This is a genomic window from Olivibacter sp. LS-1 (assembly GCF_008245145.1).
Taxonomy (GTDB): Bacteria; Bacteroidota; Bacteroidia; order Sphingobacteriales; family Sphingobacteriaceae; genus Olivibacter; species Olivibacter oleidegradans.
Genome location: NZ_CP041643.1, coordinates 900,090 through 917,852 on the forward strand (window position 1 = coordinate 900,090; position 17,763 = coordinate 917,852).

18 protein-coding genes are annotated in these 17,763 nt (G+C 40.5%); 10 read left to right on the forward strand and 8 right to left on the reverse strand.

The window, feature by feature from the left end:
• Positions 1-11 precede the first annotated feature (11 nt).
• Complete coding sequence (folE, locus tag FKG96_RS03540; protein WP_041387150.1) at positions 12-653, reverse strand: GTP cyclohydrolase I FolE; 642 nt, start codon at positions 651-653, stop codon at positions 12-14.
• Positions 654-673: 20 nt separating this feature from the next.
• Positions 674-1,087: a 6-carboxytetrahydropterin synthase gene (locus FKG96_RS03545; RefSeq protein WP_130854615.1), complete on the reverse strand. Its 414-nt coding sequence runs from the start codon at positions 1,085-1,087 to the stop codon at positions 674-676.
• A gap of 92 nt (positions 1,088-1,179) precedes the next feature.
• Between FKG96_RS03545 and mqnB the strand changes: the two genes are divergently transcribed.
• The 3 genes from mqnB to FKG96_RS03560 all read left to right on the forward strand — a co-directional run bounded on the left by mqnB (position 1,180) and on the right by FKG96_RS03560 (position 4,627).
• The gene (gene mqnB / locus FKG96_RS03550; RefSeq protein WP_149105148.1) at positions 1,180-1,794 is read left to right on the forward strand and encodes a futalosine hydrolase; all 615 of its coding nucleotides are present in this window, start codon (positions 1,180-1,182) and stop codon (positions 1,792-1,794) included.
• A gap of 106 nt (positions 1,795-1,900) precedes the next feature.
• On the forward strand, positions 1,901-2,758 hold the full coding sequence (locus FKG96_RS03555) for a 1,4-dihydroxy-6-naphthoate synthase (protein ID WP_149105149.1): 858 nt from the start codon (positions 1,901-1,903) through the stop codon (positions 2,756-2,758).
• 75 nt (positions 2,759-2,833) lie between these two features.
• Positions 2,834-4,627 (forward strand): glycoside hydrolase family 15 protein, encoded by a 1,794-nt coding sequence (locus FKG96_RS03560; protein WP_130854613.1) that lies wholly within the window; start codon positions 2,834-2,836, stop codon positions 4,625-4,627.
• A gap of 5 nt (positions 4,628-4,632) precedes the next feature.
• On the opposite strand, the gene FKG96_RS03565 is transcribed toward FKG96_RS03560, so the two are convergent.
• Positions 4,633-6,810, reverse strand: a complete 2,178-nt coding sequence (locus FKG96_RS03565) for a bifunctional alpha,alpha-trehalose-phosphate synthase (UDP-forming)/trehalose-phosphatase (protein ID WP_149105150.1) — start codon at positions 6,808-6,810, stop codon at positions 4,633-4,635.
• 472 nt (positions 6,811-7,282) lie between these two features.
• Here FKG96_RS03565 and FKG96_RS03570 point away from each other — a divergent pair, with 472 nt between their 5' ends.
• From FKG96_RS03570 to rplS, 4 genes are all read left to right on the forward strand, one after another.
• A complete protein-coding gene (locus FKG96_RS03570; RefSeq protein WP_149105151.1) occupies positions 7,283-7,813 on the forward strand; it encodes a 30S ribosomal protein S16 in 531 nt (176 codons plus the stop codon).
• 122 nt (positions 7,814-7,935) lie between these two features.
• Positions 7,936-8,460 carry a ribosome maturation factor RimM gene (gene rimM, locus FKG96_RS03575; RefSeq protein WP_149105152.1) on the forward strand — a complete coding sequence of 175 codons (525 nt, stop codon included), beginning with the start codon at positions 7,936-7,938 and terminating at the stop codon, positions 8,458-8,460.
• A gap of 5 nt (positions 8,461-8,465) precedes the next feature.
• Positions 8,466-9,143, forward strand: coding sequence for a tRNA (guanosine(37)-N1)-methyltransferase TrmD (gene trmD, locus FKG96_RS03580; protein ID WP_041388015.1), 678 nt, complete (start codon positions 8,466-8,468; stop codon positions 9,141-9,143).
• Between the two features lie 122 nt (positions 9,144-9,265).
• Entirely contained in the window at positions 9,266-9,613 is a 348-nt protein-coding gene (gene rplS / locus FKG96_RS03585; RefSeq protein WP_013664619.1) for a 50S ribosomal protein L19, read from the forward strand.
• 59 nt (positions 9,614-9,672) lie between these two features.
• Here the strand turns inward: rplS and FKG96_RS03590 are convergent, their stop codons facing one another.
• From FKG96_RS03590 to FKG96_RS03600, 3 genes are read right to left on the reverse strand one after another with little or no spacing between them, the layout of a single operon-like run.
• Positions 9,673-10,323, reverse strand: a complete 651-nt coding sequence (locus tag FKG96_RS03590; RefSeq protein WP_013664620.1) for an HD domain-containing protein — start codon at positions 10,321-10,323, stop codon at positions 9,673-9,675.
• Positions 10,320-10,748, reverse strand: coding sequence for a hypothetical protein (locus tag FKG96_RS03595; RefSeq protein WP_246860244.1), 429 nt, complete (start codon positions 10,746-10,748; stop codon positions 10,320-10,322). Before FKG96_RS03595 ends, FKG96_RS03590 begins: the two co-directional genes overlap by 4 nt.
• The gene (locus tag FKG96_RS03600) at positions 10,672-11,847 is read right to left on the reverse strand and encodes a class I SAM-dependent RNA methyltransferase (RefSeq protein WP_149105153.1); all 1,176 of its coding nucleotides are present in this window, start codon (positions 11,845-11,847) and stop codon (positions 10,672-10,674) included. Before FKG96_RS03600 ends, FKG96_RS03595 begins: the two co-directional genes overlap by 77 nt.
• 73 nt (positions 11,848-11,920) lie before the next feature.
• Between FKG96_RS03600 and FKG96_RS03605 the strand changes: the two genes are divergently transcribed.
• The 3 genes from FKG96_RS03605 (at position 11,921) to FKG96_RS03615 (ending at position 15,009) form a co-directional block, all read left to right on the forward strand.
• Positions 11,921-12,286 carry a DUF3127 domain-containing protein gene (locus FKG96_RS03605; protein WP_013664623.1) on the forward strand — a complete coding sequence of 122 codons (366 nt, stop codon included), beginning with the start codon at positions 11,921-11,923 and terminating at the stop codon, positions 12,284-12,286.
• A 213-nt stretch (positions 12,287-12,499) separates the two neighbouring features.
• On the forward strand, positions 12,500-14,302 hold the full coding sequence (locus FKG96_RS03610; RefSeq protein ID WP_041387153.1) for a sensor histidine kinase KdpD: 1,803 nt from the start codon (positions 12,500-12,502) through the stop codon (positions 14,300-14,302).
• 11 nt (positions 14,303-14,313) lie between these two features.
• Positions 14,314-15,009, forward strand: coding sequence for a response regulator transcription factor (locus tag FKG96_RS03615; RefSeq protein WP_149105154.1), 696 nt, complete (start codon positions 14,314-14,316; stop codon positions 15,007-15,009).
• Here the strand turns inward: FKG96_RS03615 and FKG96_RS03620 are convergent.
• Both FKG96_RS03620 and FKG96_RS03625 read right to left on the reverse strand, forming a co-directional pair.
• Positions 15,006-15,887, reverse strand: coding sequence for a bestrophin family protein (locus FKG96_RS03620; protein WP_130854608.1), 882 nt, complete (start codon positions 15,885-15,887; stop codon positions 15,006-15,008). The genes FKG96_RS03615 and FKG96_RS03620 overlap by 4 nt on opposite strands.
• A gap of 67 nt (positions 15,888-15,954) precedes the next feature.
• On the reverse strand, positions 15,955-17,463 hold the full coding sequence (locus FKG96_RS03625) for an aldehyde dehydrogenase family protein (protein ID WP_149105155.1): 1,509 nt from the start codon (positions 17,461-17,463) through the stop codon (positions 15,955-15,957).
• Positions 17,464-17,763 lie beyond the last annotated feature (300 nt).

Sequence of the window (17,763 nt, forward strand, 5' to 3'; positions counted from 1 at the left end):
GATAAAGCAAATTAGTCTAGACTAGCGGTTATCAGCCGCAAGAACTCAGCTCTCGTGCGTTCATGGGCGAATTCTCCGGTAAACGCAGAAGTAGTGGTAACCGAGTTCTGTTTTTGTATACCTCGCATAGCCATGCACAGGTGCTTGCATTCGATTACTACCGCAACTCCAGCCGGATTCAATGTTTCTTGAATACAATCCCTTATTTCATTGGTAAGCCTTTCTTGTACCTGCAAGCGGCGGGCAAAAGCATCTACTACCCGCGGGATTTTACTGAGACCAACAATGTGTCCCTTTGGAATGTAGGCAATATGTGCCTTTCCGAAGAAGGGTAAAAGATGATGTTCACACATTGAATAGACTTCTATATCTTTTACGACCACCATTTGGCTATAATCTTCTTCGAACATAGCGCTTTTTAAGATGGCAGCAGGATCGATATCATAGCCATGGGTTAGGTATTGCAAGGCTTTAGCAATACGCTCGGGTGTCTTTAATAGGCCCTGACGTTTTGGGTTTTCGCCAAGTTGAGATAGAATGTCTTCGTAGTGGTTGGCTATACTCTCAATTTTATCGGTGTTATAACGATCAATTTTTACATAACCATCAAGCTCCTCATCATCCAAAGGGGCTTCGTTATTGTTAATATTCATCGGATTGTTCCTCATTATTATTAGTTTCCAAAATATTCCACCGAATTGTTTTCGGTTTCCTGAAGTTTTATACTATGCAGTTGTGCGCCTGCCGTCTCAATAGGGCTTTTGAGCTGGTTGAAGATCTCTACGGCAAGAACTTCGGTAGAAGCCATTTTACCACGCATAAAATCCACGTCCAAGTTTACGTTTCGGTGGTCTAGCTTTTCGACAACGTGTTGCAAAATAATAGTCTTAAGGATTCGTAAATCCATTACAAACCCGGTGGTGGGGTCTATCTCGCCCTTGATGGTAACAAATAGTTCATAGTTATGACCATGCCAGTTAGGATTGCTACATTTACCGAAGGTCGCTTCGTTTTCTTCCAAGCTCCAATCGTCGCGGTATAATTTATGGGCTGCACTAAAACGCTCTCTACGAGTAATATAAATCATAATCAATTATTAGCCCGCAAAGATAAGCTTAATAATTTTAACATTTTAGGATTTTGATGGATGAAAATCATTATATTGCCTTTCTATTACTTATGACCAAATGTTTAATAGTTGCAGCAACCGCTGCAGAGATAGGGCCCTTTATTCAAACTCTAGAAGGGAAGGAGCAAAAACCGGATATCTTAATAACAGGTGTTGGCATGGTTGCTACCGCTTTTGCCTTGGGAAAGACCTTACATAACAAAAGCTATGATTTTGCGATTAATGTTGGGATTGGCGGGTCTTTCTCAAGGGATATCGGTCTTGGCGACATCGTTTTCATTGAAAAAGACCTGTTTTATGAATTGGGGGCAGAAGATGATCTGCAGTTTTTATCGATAGATGAACTGGGTTTTGGGAAGGCTGCATTTCGGGCGATACCGGGCTTCCCCGCAGATCTTATCGGAAGGTTTAGAAGCGTAAGCGGGCTAACCGTCAACAGGGTTCATGGAAATGATAAAAGTATTAAGCTTGCACTGGAAAGGCAACAAGCGGAAGTTGAAAGTATGGAAGGTGCAGCGTTCTATTACGCCTGCGAACAAATAATGCTACCTTGTGTACAGATACGAAGCATATCCAACTATATTGAAAGGCGTAATCGGGAAAATTGGCAGATCGGGCTCGCTGTCAAAAATCTAAATGATTGGCTCATCTCTTATTTTAACTAAACAGCATCTTTTGAGATAAAATGACATTCTAAACAAGAAAGATGCTGCGGGTTCTGCTACTTTTGCCATGGATGTTCACATGAGATAGAACGTAAACAGAAAAGCAATGAATTTGACACTTGGATTTTCTCCCTGTCCCAACGATACTTTTATTTTTGATGCTATGATCCATCACAAAATTGATACGGAGGGATTAACTTTTAATGTATTTTATGAGGATGTAGAATCCTTAAACCATAAAACATTTGATGGCACGCTTGATATTAGCAAGCTAAGTTTTCATGCCTATGCTTATGCGCTTGAAAAATACGTCTTGTTGGACGCAGGAAGTGCTCTGGGCTTCGGCGTCGGCCCCTTGCTTATCTGCAAAAAGGAGGAGCTGGTGCAGCAAGTGCTTCAGGGAAGGGACGAACAAGTTATATCGGATTTAAAAGTTGCAATACCGGGGAAGTATACAACGGCGAACTTTCTGCTTGGTTTAGCCTTTCCTCAGCTTCAAAACAAAGAGATACTCGTTTTTTCCGAGATAGAACCAGCGTTATTGAAAGAGCAGGTCGACCTTGGTTTAATAATTCATGAAAATCGTTTTACTTATCAAGATAAAGGGCTGCATAAGGTTATCGATCTAGGCGATTTTTGGGAAAAAGAAACCGGATGTCCCATTCCATTGGGAGGAATCGTAATAAGAAGAGATATACCGAATGATATCAAAATGAAGGTCAATCGTATTCTAAAAAGAAGTGTAGAATATGCTTTTGCACATCCGGATTCCGGCATTGATTTTATTCGTCAACATGCGCAGGAAATGAGTGAGGAGGTCATGTATAAGCATATTGAATTGTATGTTAACAAGTACTCGCTTAATTTGGGACAAGAAGGCAGGAAGGCCGTACAGGTTATGTTTGAGAAAGCACGCCAGTTAAATCTAATACCTGCGATCCGGGAAAACTTGTTCTTAAATTAGCAAAAAGTGCCTTTTGATCCGTTGGCCTAAACAGAAACATGTTTTTGTTGTTCTAAAACTGAAAATACTTAAAGAATGAATAGACACACCTATCAAAGTGGAATAATAGGAAATTGTGCCTACATTGCGCATGTACAAACAAATACGAATATTTCTTGGTTATGCTGGCCGGCCTTCGATAGCACCTTTGTTTTTGGCAGTAAACTTGATAAGGAAAAAGGCGGTGAATTTTCAATTCTTCCCGATGGGAAGTTCCAGTCGGAGCAGCGGTATATTCCAAATACCAATATTCTGGAGACGATAATTTCTAATGAAGAGGGGACCTATAAAGTAACCGATTTTGCCCCTCGATTTAGACAATATGACCGCTATTTTAAGCCATTGATGTTAATTAGGAAGGTAGAGCGTATTAGTGGGGAGCCGCGTGTTCGCATGCGTTGTTATCCGGTAACCGATTATGGAAGGACTGCGCAGGACCGGCATAGAGGGAGTAATCATGTCGAATTTACGGGCGGCAGCGATCACATGCGGTTAACAACCAATGTTCCTATCAGCCATTTTTTTGAGCCAGGTACTTTTGTACTTCATGACACGAAGTATTTAATATTAACTTATGGAGAGCCCTTAGAAGCGCCTCTTGAGGAGACGGCAGAAACATTTCTGCGACAAACCATAAATTATTGGCGTACGTGGATTAAACACACCACGATTCCTCCATTTTATCAGGAGGCGGTTATTAGATCGGCATTGGCTTTGAAGCTTCATCAATATGAAGATACCGGTGCATTCATTGCCGCGAGCACGTCCAGTTTGCCTGAGTCGCCGGGCAGCGGACGAAATTGGGACTATCGATATTGTTGGATAAGAGATAGCTATTATGTGTTGGCTTCACTGCTTCGTATCGGTCAGTTTGAAGAAATGGAACATTATGCCGAATTTATTTCGAATATATCTGCTAATGAAGAAGGGCGGTATCAACCACTTTATAGCATTACGGGACGAAAGGAATTAATCGAAGAGGAACTGAGTCATTTGTCGGGTTATATGGATAATAAGCCGGTTCGGTTAGGGAATCAAGCATATGAACACGTGCAAAACGATGTTTACGGCCAAGTTTTATTATCACTGCTGCCCCTGTATACAGACAAGCGCTTTGTAGGAAAAGAGAAAGGGCATTCCTCCGTATGGTTGGATATGATCATTGGTAAAATAGAGCAAACAATTGACGAAAAGGATGCAGGAATTTGGGAATTTAGAAATTTTGCCAATTACCATTGCTATACGAATCTCTTTCAATGGGCAGGAGCTAAAGCGGCCTATCGGATTGCTAAGGAAATCCGGGAACCAAAATTAGAGCAACGAGCAGAAGCATTGATTTTACGGGCTTCAAAGCATATTGAAGATTGTTATGATCCCCAAAGAAAAGTTTACACGCACGCGGTAGGTAGTGGGCATCTGGATGCCAGTACGTTGCAGCTTATTATCATGAATTATCTGGATCCGGCGTCCCAAAAGGCCCGAGATCATTTAAGAGCGCTTGAAGGAGAGCTCCGAGCTGAAAATGGTCTTTTCTATCGGTATCTTCATGCCGATGATTTCGGTAAACCCAAATCGACTTTTCTTATTTGTGCCTTTTGGTATGTCGAGGCCCTGGCTTCTGTAGGAAGGACACAAGATGCGATTGAAACCTTCGAGAATCTGTTGCCTTATGCAAACCATCTGCTGCTGTTTAGCGAAGATATTGATGCAAATAATGGCGATCAGTGGGGAAACTTCCCCCAGGCATATAGCCATGTGGGGCTTATTAATGCCGTTAACAGGATTGCTGTGAAATTAGGGACACCACGATTTTTGGTAACGGGATCTTAATCCCGTTACGTTTCTACCAAGAAAGTAAGCAAATCGCGGACCTCTTCCTGATCTTCCAAATAATACTTTGCTGCTGACACATTGCTACCAACCTTGATACTAATCGCTTTTTCAGGCAGGGCTTTGAAAGTGTCCTCGTCGGTTCTATCATCACCTATTGCTAGAATAAAATCGTAATCGGTGTCATGTAAAAGATTTAGTGTGGCCCGACCTTTATTTACGTCTGCATTTTTCACCTCTACGACTTTGTCCCCATCAAGCATTTTAAGACCGTAGGCATTTAAGTGATATTGAAGATTATCCATTAGTTCGTTTGCACGAAGCGATCCTAGTCCCTTCTGTACCTTGCGATAATGCCAGGCTAGCGAATAACTTTTCTCCTCAATAAAGGAACCTGGTGTTTTATCCGTATAATCCTCCATCAACTTTTGCACTTCACTTTTCCAGTTAGTGGATAGTCCGGGAACTTGCTCCCAATCGCCGACGCTATTCTTTTTCCAAGCGCCGTGTTCGGCAATCAATGTATAGTTTTTTGCTCCGAACCATTGTTCGAGCGTGGTGTGTTTTCTTCCGCTTATAATAACCAAGGTGTTCTTTTTATCCGCAACGAAAGCATCCAATAAATTATATAAGGCCAGGTCGGGGGAAGCTTCGTCAATTTCCTTTTTAAAGCCAACAAGCGTGCCATCGTAGTCAAATAACAACAGGCGATTACGGGCTGCCTTATATCTTTCTTGTATGGCAAGCCGAATAGAAGCTTTCACTAAATTCGCCATCGAATTCTTTTGCATCTGTTTGACATCCTGTAAACGATTCATAAAAATCTTTACCCAATGTTTGATGTTGAATTTGAAAACGACCGCTCGCATGGCTTTCATTCTTTCTTCCATTTCGGCTTTCGGCATATTTAAAGCGGTTATCAAGGCCTTTCGAATTTCTGAAATATTGTTTGGGTTTACCAGTAAAGCATCGTTAAGTTCCTTTGATGCTCCCGCCATTTCACTAAGAATTAAGACGCCGGTATTATCGTTTCGGCTCGCAACATATTCTTTGCTTACTAAATTCATCCCATCACGCATCGGCGTGACGAGGCATACATCCGCAACATTATATAAAGCAGAGATAATTTCAATTGGGTACCCATGATAAAAATAAGCAATCGGGTGCCATTCGAATGTTCTAAATCGTGCGTTAATGTGGCCCACAAGCCGGTCAATCTCGTCTTTTAATCGTTTATATTGCGGTACGGTGTCGCGGGATGGTACCACAATCATATAAAGAGTAACCTGCTCAATATATTCAGGGTTTTTTGAAAGTAACAGTTCAAAAGCATTTAATCGTTGAATAATACCCTTGCTGTAATCTAACCGGTCGATGGATAGAATAATCTTTTTTCCATTAAAGTTTTGCTTGAAATTCTGAATATGCGCTAATACTTCCGGATCGTTTCCTAATCGCGAAAATTTCTCACTATCCATGCCCATTGGAAAAGGTTCAGCCAGAACAATACGATTTTCTACACGCAGCCGATTTGCATCTGCATGGATGGGAAGCAAATGTGTAGCTGCGCTAAGGAAATGACGAACATCGTCAAAGGTATGGAAACCGAGTAGATCTGCCCCCAACATCCCACGCAATAGTTCTTTTCGCCAAGGTATTAAACGAAAGAGTTCCTGCGAAGGAAAAGGAATGTGGTTAAAAAAGGCAATGGACACTTCGGGTTGTTTCAGCCGGATTAAGCCCGGTACCAACAAAAGCTGATAATCATGGACCCATACCGTATCGCCGGGATTTAGTTCGCGTAGGATAATGTCAGCAAATTTTTGGTTCACCTGAACATAAGCTAACCAATTTTGGTAGTTGTAGTTTGCATATGTAGACAGGTAATGAAATATAGGCCAAAGGACTTCATTGCTAAAGCCTTCATAGTAGCGCTTAATTTCTTCTTTATTTAAGAAAACCGGAATTAAGTTGAGCGACTTTAGTCTTTGCGTAACCTCCCGTTGCTCACGTTCTCCCTGAACGTCTACTCCAGGCCATCCAATCCATATATTGTTTCCCTCTTTATAAATAGAGCCCAAACCGGTAGCTAGTCCTCCTTCACTTGGAATAAAACTCAATTCGTTATTTTCTTCAACAATCTTTACAGGTAATCTATTCGAAACGATAATTGTTTTGTTCACGATATTTTTAATTTTTTATGATTATTAACCAAAAAACGGATCAACAGTTTGGAAAAGGGCCAATTTTTGGCGTGCTTTTTACGAAGTTGTTAAATATAACAAAATTTATTTAGGGACGAAGCGTAATCGAAACCTGTTAAAGTGCATCTTTTATAGTGAGAACAATAAGAATAAACCGTAGGTTTGACATCAATATAATGAAAAAGCTTTTACCATTTTTATTGATATTGTTTGTTGCCCTCTTCTCTTTTTATTACAAAGGCATGCCGGAAAAATTGAAGAAAGGTTTTGGTCGGGTACTTGTAGTAGCCATCGTTGTGTTTTGGGTATATTTGCTGTTAAAATACATATAAGTTTAAAGAGCTTCAAATAATTGCTGTAGTTTTTTATTTTTTAATAGGAATTTTTTTTATCTTTGCAGCCCCGCAGTATATAGCTCCGGGAAATATGTTGAATACATAAATTATCTCAAATGGCAACTAAAATAAGATTGCAAAGATTCGGTAAAAAGGGAAAACCTTTTTATCATGTAGTAGTGGCAGACTCACGTGCACCTCGCGATGGTAAATTTATTGAACGGTTAGGTTCGTACAATCCAAATACGAATCCCGCAACAATAGACCTAAATTTCGACAAGGCTTTAGACTGGTTAACGAAAGGGGCACAACCTACAGATACCGCGCGTGCTATTTTGTCTTACAAAGGCGTGCTTTACAAAAAGCATTTGTTAGGCGGTGTAAAGAAAGGTGCTTTTGATGAAGCAACGGCTGAAAGTCGCTTTCAAGATTGGTTAAAAGGAAAAGAGGAGAAAATAGAAGGAAAGAAAGACTCGCTTTCTAAATCAAAAGAGGAAGTTAAAAAAGCAGCATTAGCAGCAGAAGCCAAAAAGAAAGAAGAGAGAGCAGCGGCATTAGCGGCTAAAAATGCTCCTGTGGAAGAGCCTGCTTCTGAAGAGGCTCCGGAGAATGCTTCTGATGGCGAAGAAACTACAAGCGCTGAGTAATAGAATAGCGTATTAATATTAAGTGCCATTCTTAAAGAAACATCTTAAGAATGGCATTTTGTTTTTCAAGCTATTTTTCAGGAGAGTACATATTCCATTAGCATTTACAAAGGGAATGAGTCATGCATATTGAGGATTGTTTTTATATTGGTTATATCAGTAAAACAAGGGGTTTAAAGGGGGAAGTCCAGCTATATTTTGCGTTTGACGACTATAAAAAGTTAGATTTCGATACGGTATTTTTAGAGATTGAGAAAAAACTCGTTCCTTTTTTTGTCGATTCTTTTAAAATCCAATCTAATAAAACCGGATATTTCTTTTTTGAAGATGTGGAACATATAGACGCGGCAAAAGAGCTTTTGCGTAAGTCTGTATATCTGCCTAAAAGCAAAATGCCTGAAAGGGATGAAAATGAATTCTATACCTCCGATCTTGTAGGTTATTTGGTGTATGATGAGCATCATGGCGAATTGGGGGAGATTATAGCGATCAATGAATATCCCCAACAGGATATCGCGGTGGTTCACTATCGGTTTAAGGAGCTGATGTTTCCGGTGAATGATGATTTTATTGTGAAAATAGATGAAGAACAACATGTTTTGCATGTCGACCTACCCCAGGGATTGGTTGATGTTTACAATGAATGATAATTATGCGCTTTGATATCATAACCGTACTTCCGGGGCTTTTGGAAAGTCCTTTTGCTCATTCTATCCTGCAACGGGCCCAAAAAAAAGGATTGGTAGAGATTTATGTTCACAATCTACGTGATTATGCTACCAATAAACATAAAAGTGTAGATGATTATCCTTATGGAGGAGGAAGCGGAATGGTTATGCAGATAGAGCCTTTTGCCGCTTGCATTGAGAAGCTTCAAAGGGAAAGGAATTATGACGAGGTCATATTTATGAGCCCCGATGGGGAACGCTTAAATCAAACGATTGCCAATGGGCTGGCTTTACACGAGAACCTTATCATTCTTTGTGGACATTACAAAGGGATTGATCAGCGAATAAGGGATCTCTACGTTACGAAAGAAATTTCCATTGGTGATTATGTATTATCCGGCGGGGAATTACCTGCTGCGGTATTGGTTGATGCAATTGCTCGCCTTATTCCCGGAGTCCTATCGGATGAGACTTCAGCGCTCTCTGACTCCTTTCAGGGAGAACTATTGGATGCACCCGTCTATACCAGACCTGCTGAATGGCGTGGGCATAAAGTTCCGGATATCCTGTTGAGCGGTAATCAATCATTAATCGATAACTGGCGATATGAACAGTCGCTGGCAAGAACACGCGAAAGAAGGCCTGATCTCTTGGATGAATAGTTGATAAAGGCAAAAGCAAGTAAAAATAAAAAAGCAAAATAGGTTTTTAATTTTAAAATAAAATAGCTAATATTGCAGTCCGATTTTTACGGGTTAAAAATCGTTGTTAATTACTTAAAATCATGGATTTAGTAAAATTTGTAGAAGAGCAGGCGGTAGCAAAAAATGAAGTTCCTGCATTTAAAGCTGGTGATACCGTTAGCGTTCACTATAAAATTCGCGAAGGTAACAAAGAGCGTATACAGGTATATAAAGGGGTAGTTATTCAAAGAAATGGGGCAGGATCAAATGAAACCTTTACGGTTCGTAAAATGTCTAATGGCATTGGTGTTGAACGTATTTTCCCTGTAAACTCACCTAATATTGATAAAATTGTCGTTGATACATACGGAAAAGTACGTAGAGCAAAACTATTCTATTTGCGTAGCTTAACCGGTAAGGCCGCTCGTATTAAATCGAAAAGAGTATAAGCAGAGCGATTCATTCTGCGCACGAAATAAAAAAGCCTCTTAATGACAAGAGGCTTTTTTTATTGCTTTCCCTCCCATTCATTGAAAAATTGATGAAGAAAGTCTAGCATATATTGATGCCGTGATTCTGCCAAACGTTTTCCCGTTTCCGTGTTCATTTTGTCCTTTAGCAGCAGGAGTTTTTCGTAGAAATGATTAATCGTTGGAGCGGTTGTATTTTTATACTCCTCTTTGCTTTGGTTCTCTTTTGGTTTTATGGCCGGGTCGTACATACTTCTGTTTTTGTACCCTCCATAATTAAAGGCACGAGCGATACCAATTGCACCAATAGCATCCAAGCGATCTGCATCCTGAACGATTTCTAATTCTTTTGACCAAAATTCAATTTTCCCTAAGCTTGCTTTAAAGGACATGTTCTTAATAATGTTGCAGACATGTGCAATCGTCGTCTCCTCAAGGTGAAGGGAGCTTAAAAAGGAACGGGTTATTCGGGGGCCTAATTCCTCGTCGCCGTCGTGAAATTTGCTGTCAGCTATATCATGCAATAAGGCCGCTAACTCGACAACCATGATGTTCGCTGTTTCATTTTCTAAAATGAGCCTTGCGTTTTTCCATACACGTTCCACATGAAACCAATCGTGACCTGCTTCAGCCGTTTTTAGTTTTGATTGAACAAATTCTTTGGTTTTTAATATAATGCCGTTGGTCATAAGTGTTCTTGAAAATTGATGGGTTCGTTCTCCTCAAAAGCAACATAGGCCCTTAACCAAGGATCGGTACCGATCAGCTTCCACTTATGCCCTTTGCCAGTGGTATCTGTCGCGATTAAAACCTCCCCTGTTTGTAGTATGAATGTCTTTCCCAAAGAAGTGGTAAACTCCAAACTTCCCTTCAAAGTGATTACATATTGCGTCCGTGGCGCGGTATGCCAATCATAAGATGCTTTAGCGGCGGTTTCTTTGAAGTGTAGATGCCTAACATCGGTTATTAAATCGTCGGTAACGAAACCCTCTTTAAAATGAGAGTGGCCATCGGCACCGGTATACAGTATATCCGCTTTAATCATGTTCAGGATGGGGTCTTCTACTTCCATCATAAAGTTCGTATGCCAGTAAGCGGCAATCCAATTTTCCATTGTAGAACTCTACCCGTTTATAGGTATGAAGCCCAATTTTTTTCGCAAGGTCGGGATTTCCTGTAAAGATAAAACCATTGTAACCTTTACATGATTGTTTCATAAAATCACCCATGCGTTTATAGGTCTGTTCGAGTTTGGTGTGAACACCCAAACGTTCTCCGTACTCAGGATTAAAAACAATAACGCCGGAGGAAGAGGGCACGGTCGTTTGTGCAAAATCACAAACTTCGAATGTGATTAGCTGATCTACGCCGGCCGTTTTGGCATTAGCCTTTGCTATTTCCACGGCTTCTTGCGAAATATCGGAAGCAATGATTTTTAAATCCGTTGGTTTGATGATTTTTTCTTTTAGCGCTCTCCTTGCTGCGAAAAATACCTGCTCATCATAGCCCAAGAAATGCATAAAAGCATAATTCATGCGAAATAGGCCAGGTTTTCTGTTGGTTGCATGGAGCGCAGCTTCTATGGCTAGTGTCCCTGATCCGCACATCGGATTAATAAACGGTGATTTTTTGTCCCATTCCGTAGCAAACAACACGCCGCTGGCTAAGGCCTCTAACATGGGGGCTTTCCCGGGATGCTTGCGATAGCCATGTTTGGCTAAGGTTTCACCGGAAGTATCTAAGTATAGATCTGCCTTGCTTTCTTGCCAAAAGAGGTGAACAACAGCTTTATTAAGTTCCGCTCCCGAATTGGGGCGGACACCCTTCTTTTCTTTAATACGATCAACGATAGCGTCCTTTACCTTCAGATTGGCAAATAATGGGGTTGTAATCGTTTCGTTATTAACGGTAGATGTAACGGAAAAATATCCATTAAAGTCGATCAAATCTTCCCAGGCAATTTTCTTTATTTCGCTGTAAAGCTGAGCGGCATCAGCGGCTATGAAAGAGCTGATCGAATATAGCACTTGACTCGCACAATACAAATTGAGATTGAGCGTAATACAGTCGTTCATACTTGCGCTGATTTCGACGCCGGTACTAAAAGCTCTTTTAATGGAAAAACCGAGTGCTTTGACTTCTTGCTGCAAATAAGGTGACAATCTTTTATTGCAGGTAATGATAACTTTTTGAGGAGTGTTGAAAACTTGCATAGCTTATTGTGCGAAGTTACTGATTATTGTCGCCAAAAATCCTTAATTTTACAATTTATATCGTTTTAATGTTATGGAAATAAAAGGCAAGGTACATGAAGTTGGTGCGGTACAGCAGGTTACGGATTCCTTTAAAAAAAGAGATCTGATCGTTCAGTATGCTGAAAACCCGCAGTTTGTAGAATATATAAGATTTGAAGCTACGCAAGATCGGGTTAATCTTTTTGATAACCTGGCTCCCGGCGAAGATATAGAGGTTTCTTTTAATTTAAGAGGGAGACCGTGGACTAATAAGGACGGTGTTACAACCTATTTTAATTCTTTGGTTGCGTGGCGGGTTAATAAGGTTGCACCGGAAGGTGCAGGCGCAACACCTCAGTATGTACCGCCTGTAGACATCTCCTCTGCCCCTGGAGATGACGATGATCTACCCTTCTAAAAGTCTTTCTAAGAAAAAAGAGCAAGCTACTTCTATAGCTTGCTCTTCTTTTTAAGATATCTATTAAAAACATCAGACAGGTTCTTCACACGTTTCTTAAATACTGGAATTTTTAATACTTCGTGGCATGTTTTGGTCATTTGCCTCAAACTTGGTGTGTTAAAAATTGTTAAAAGACGTCTGAAAAGCAAGTGCTTGCGTATTTTTGTGTATATGAGGCGTAAAAGTATAGGGCTGATTATCGGGTTAATGCTATTTGCCCTTTTGGGTGTAATAGCGATGCAATATTATTTCATTCATCAATCTTATAATCTTAAAGCGCAATTGTTTGATGAGGCCGTTAATGCCGCATTAAATACGGTTGTGCTGAAAGCAGAGAAAAAGGAAGCTATTGATTTTATAGAGGCTCAAGAAGCAAAAAATATTCGTAACAAACAACTTCGGGAAAAGCAGCAACGGGAGATAGAGGAAGAGTGGCAGACAAAAGCCGTTGTTGAACGTATGCGCAGGCGCCAACGCCAAATGGAAGCTGAATATCGTGAATTGGAGTCGGAGCTAAAACGACAGTTTCCAAGTGCTACGCTTATACCAAATTGGTTCTATGAAACCTATATGCGTGATCCCAAGTTGAAAAGATTGGTAAAAGTATCACTGAAGCAGAGCGCATCAGGTATTTATCAGAATAATAGCATGGAGATATATGCCGAGCGATCTGTTACCAATCCCAAAAAGGCCAAGGACGATAGTGTACGATACGTGATTTTGGACGATTATGCCAATGAATTTGCTGTCGTGGTGCTGCCTCCGCCAAGAGATCGTCAATTAGATGAGCAGATTAAACGCTATGAAGAACAGGAGAAGATTCGGCAAGCCACCCAGTTCTTCGATTCTTATATGTCGAATGCGCAGCAACCGGCAACTTCGGTTATTGAAAATTTGGCAAATGACTTTGAATTGGCAAAGCAGCCATTAAAGAAGCGTATAAACCCCTCCTATATCGAAGCAGAGCTAAAGGAAGAGCTGTTGCATCGAAAGATAAACCTTCCTTTTAATATGGTGATAACCGAGGGAAGCGATGATTCTGTTCTTTTTCAGATGGCATCTTTTAACGGTAATTTTGACCTAAAGAACTCCTATGCCACGCTTCTATTTCCAAATAGCATGATTAAGTCTTCAGGAAAGTTGGCAATTAATTTTCCGAGCAGGACCTCTTTGTTGTTAGGTAGTATGGGCGTCATGCTTGGGTCGTCGGCGGCTTTACTGCTTGTTTTGATCGGATGTTTTACTTATACGATTTTTATCATCTTGCGACAGAAGAAAATTTCGGAGATGAAAACGGATTTCATAAACAATATGACACATGAGTTTAAAACGCCCGTTGCCACTATTATGATTGCCAGCGAATCGTTAAAGGATCCGGAAATTATTACGGACGCTAAACGCGTAGACAAGCTTGCCAGCATTATTTATGACGAAAATGTCCGGCTAGGAAATCATATAGAAAGGGTGTTGAATATTGCCAAAATTGATAAAGGCGATCTGAAGCTTGATAAGCAGGAATTGAATCTTAATGATTTGGTGGCGGCAGTTGTTGATAGCATGGATTTACAGCTAAAAAAGCGGGACGCACAGGTAGATATGCAAATTGAGGCGGCTAATCCCATTTTGTATGGTGATGAGTTCCATTTATCGAATGTTATCTTTAACCTTATAGATAATGCTATAAAGTACAGTAAGGATATTCCTGAAATTACGATTAGAACTAAAAATGTCGGTAACCATCTCCATATTATCGTAGCAGATAAGGGTATCGGCATGAGTAGGGACCAACTGTCTAAAATTTTTGATCAATTCTATCGAGTATCCACCGGAAATCTACATGATGTTAAAGGTTTCGGTCTTGGACTGAGCTACGTACATGATATTATTAAACGAATGAAGGGAACGGTAAAGGTGAAAAGTGAGAAGAATAAAGGAACGGAGTTCGAATTGATTTTACCTACTATAAAGAACTAATCTCATACGGTATGCGGAAAATTTTATTGGCGGAAGACGACCCGAATTTGGGCGAAATACTAAAGGACTACCTAGAACTAAAGGGTAAATTTGATGTTAAACTATGCCAGGATGGAGAGGAGGCTTTGCGCACCTTTAGCAAAGAAGAGTTCGACCTGTGTATCTTAGATGTGATGATGCCGAAAAAGGATGGCTTTTCACTCGGGAAAGAAATTCGAAAAGTGAACGAAAGCGTACCCATCATTTTTGCTACCGCTAAAGGTATGATGGAGGATAAAACTGAAGCCTTCAATTTAGGAGGTGACGATTATATTACAAAACCATTTCGAGTAGAAGAATTGTTATTGAGAATTAATGCCCTATTGAAAAGAAGTTCCTTCCAGGAAAGGGGTGTTGAGGAGGAGCTTCCGGTTAAATTCAAATTAGGGGAATATAACTTCGACTATACAGCCCAATTGATTAGCCGCCATGACCAACAACAGAAATTATCTACTAAAGAGGCGGAGCTCTTAAGGATGCTCTGTTTAAAGAAAAATGACGTGCTTACACGGGAAGAAGCCCTGATAAAAATTTGGCATGACGACAATTATTTTAATGGTCGTAGCATGGACGTCTTTTTAAGTAAACTTAGAAAATACCTTAAAGAAGACCCGAAGGTAGAAATTGTGAATGTACACGGGAAAGGATATAAGTTATTAGTGGGCTAATGAATAAGCTCCCCAACATGTTTTCGGATATTATCTGCCATTTTTTCTAAGGGTAAGTCATTGACATCCGTGCCAAAAGGGTCTTCAATTTCTTCGGCGATAAGCTCGAGTGATGTTAATACATAAAAAGCAAAAACAACGGCCGGTACGACAAAGTATCCGAGTGAAAACACAAAGCCATACGGTAAGGTTAGTACATAAATTGAAATAAACTTTTTGATAAAAGAGGTATAGGTAAAGGGTATCGGCGTGTTTTTTATTCGTTCACAGGCGCCACATATATCCGTGAAGGACAAAAGCTCGGCATTTAATATTATTAATTGGTCTCCGCTGATAACGCCTTCTCTGTACAATGTATCCGTTCTTTTAAAGATCATAGCAGCCACCTGATTAGGGCCATGCTTGTTTTCATCTAGGTGGTTGAACTCCGGGTGATCTTTTTCGTCTAACATGAAACGTGTTTGACTGGATTGTAAATGCTCTCGAAGTGTGCTTGCAAATAAGGGGATACTCTTTTTATAGAAGCTTCGGTTTCCCTTATCACCCTCGGGCAAAAGACTTTCAATTCGCAATGCAAGGTTTCTGCTATTATTCGTTAACTGCCCCCATAACTTTCTCCCCTCCCACCAACGATCATATGCTGTGTTCGTTCTGAATACCAGTAAGATCGATAGGACAAATCCAAGCAAACTGTGCATAGAAGGAATATTTCGCAGCCAGCTTTTCTCAGACAATTTAAGGTATTCTATTTCGAGATAAGCAATCGCCCAGGCATAAATCGCCATTAAAATAAGATAGGGATATAATTTTTTTATAGTTTCAGAACGGTGAAAAGATAAAACGGCATGCAGCCAGTCTTTTGGATTGTAAATAATCATTGCTAGAAATGAAATTGTGCGTGTAAATCTAAAAAAAGAAGATTAAAATTTCATCGGATGGTAAATGCTATAAATTAAAGGTAATTCCTTGAGCCAATGGAAGCTTGTCCGAATAGTTGATGGTATTGGTTTGTCTTCTCATATAAGCCTTCCAGGCGTCAGACCCGGACTCTCGTCCTCCACCCGTTTCTTTTTCACCTCCAAAGGCACCCCCAATTTCGGCGCCCGATGTGCCGATATTGACGTTAGCAATGCCGCAATCGGAGCCGTTAACAGATAGAAAATGCTCTGCTTCTCGTAAATTGAGTGTCATAATTGCGGAAGAAAGACCCTGCGGAACATTATTTTGTATAGCGATTGCTTCTTCTAAATCTTTGTACTTCATCACATATAAAATAGGGGCAAAGGTTTCTTGTTGAACGATTTTGTAATGTGGTTCAACTTCCGCAATACATGGTTTAACATAACAAGGCGAAGGATACCCGTCTCCTTTCAAAACGCCCCCTTCTACAATGAACTTACCCCCCTCCTGTTTACATCGTTTAATGGCTTCAAGATAGGAGTTGACAGCGGCCTCGTCAATTAATGGGCCGACATGATTCGCTTCGTCCAGCGGATTTCCTATCTTTAACTGTTTGTATGCATCAACCAATTGGACTTTAAAGGATTCATAAATGGACTCATGAATGATTAGTCTACGAGTGGTGGTGCAACGTTGCCCTGCGGTTCCAACAGCGCCAAAAACACTGGCTAATAAAGCGGTTTTCGTATCCGCATGCGGTGTAATAATGATAGCGTTATTACCGCCCAGTTCAAGGATGGTTCTACCCAACCGAGCAGCTACAGCTTGGGCAACCGATTTTCCCATACGTGTTGAGCCCGTTGCGGAAAGGAGCGGAATACGTGGATCTGATGCCATCTGTTTACCTAACTCGGCGTCACCCTGAATAAGGCAAGAAATCTCTTGAGGTAGGTCATTCCTATTAAATATTTCAGATACGATTTTTTGACAGGCTAAAGCAGTTATGGGCGTTTTTTCAGACGGTTTCCAAAGACAAACATTGCCGCAAACCCACGCAATTGCGGCATTCCAGCTCCAAACAGCAACAGGGAAGTTAAAGGCCGAAATAATGCCAACGATACCCAATGGAAGCCATTGTTCGAACATTCGATGAGCCGGACGTTCTGATTGGGTCGTTAATCCATACAATTGCCGGCTCAAGCCAACCGCAAAGTCGCAAATGTCAATCATTTCCTGCACTTCTCCCAAACCTTCTTGTAGGCTTTTTCCCATTTCGTAGGAAACGAGCCTTCCAAGATCTTGTTTATGAAGCCGTAGCGCATCGCCAATCTGGCGGACAATTTCCCCTCTTTTAGGTGCAGGAACCTGTTTCCACTGTGAAAAAGCGACGCCGGCCTTTCCGACTAATGCTTCATAATCTACACGAGTGGTTATCGGGACAGTAGCGATAGCTTTGCCATCCACGGGGGAGAAACTCGTTATAGAAGGCGAGGTGCCGCTAACATTTTGAATACAAAGTCGTTCTAAAATCGAGGAAATATGAATCGCTTTCATAAAAATGCCTTTTCAATTGAATGTATGCTATACAAACCTAAAGTAAAATTCCGGAAAAATATGTATATTTGTATATATAGATACAAAGGTTAGTAGGGGTTGTTTAATCCTCCAAGAGATTGCCGCTGGTGAATGTTATTAACAAAGTACTTCAAAAAACAAAATTGTAAAAGCTTATGAGACAAAGCCTTGGGTTTTTATTTGTTTGTTTGTGGAAAACTAAATTCTTAGAATAAGAGTTTTAACAGTAATTTGAAGGCATTATTTCATCAGCAAGTGTATTAGCTAAGCTGTTCGTTT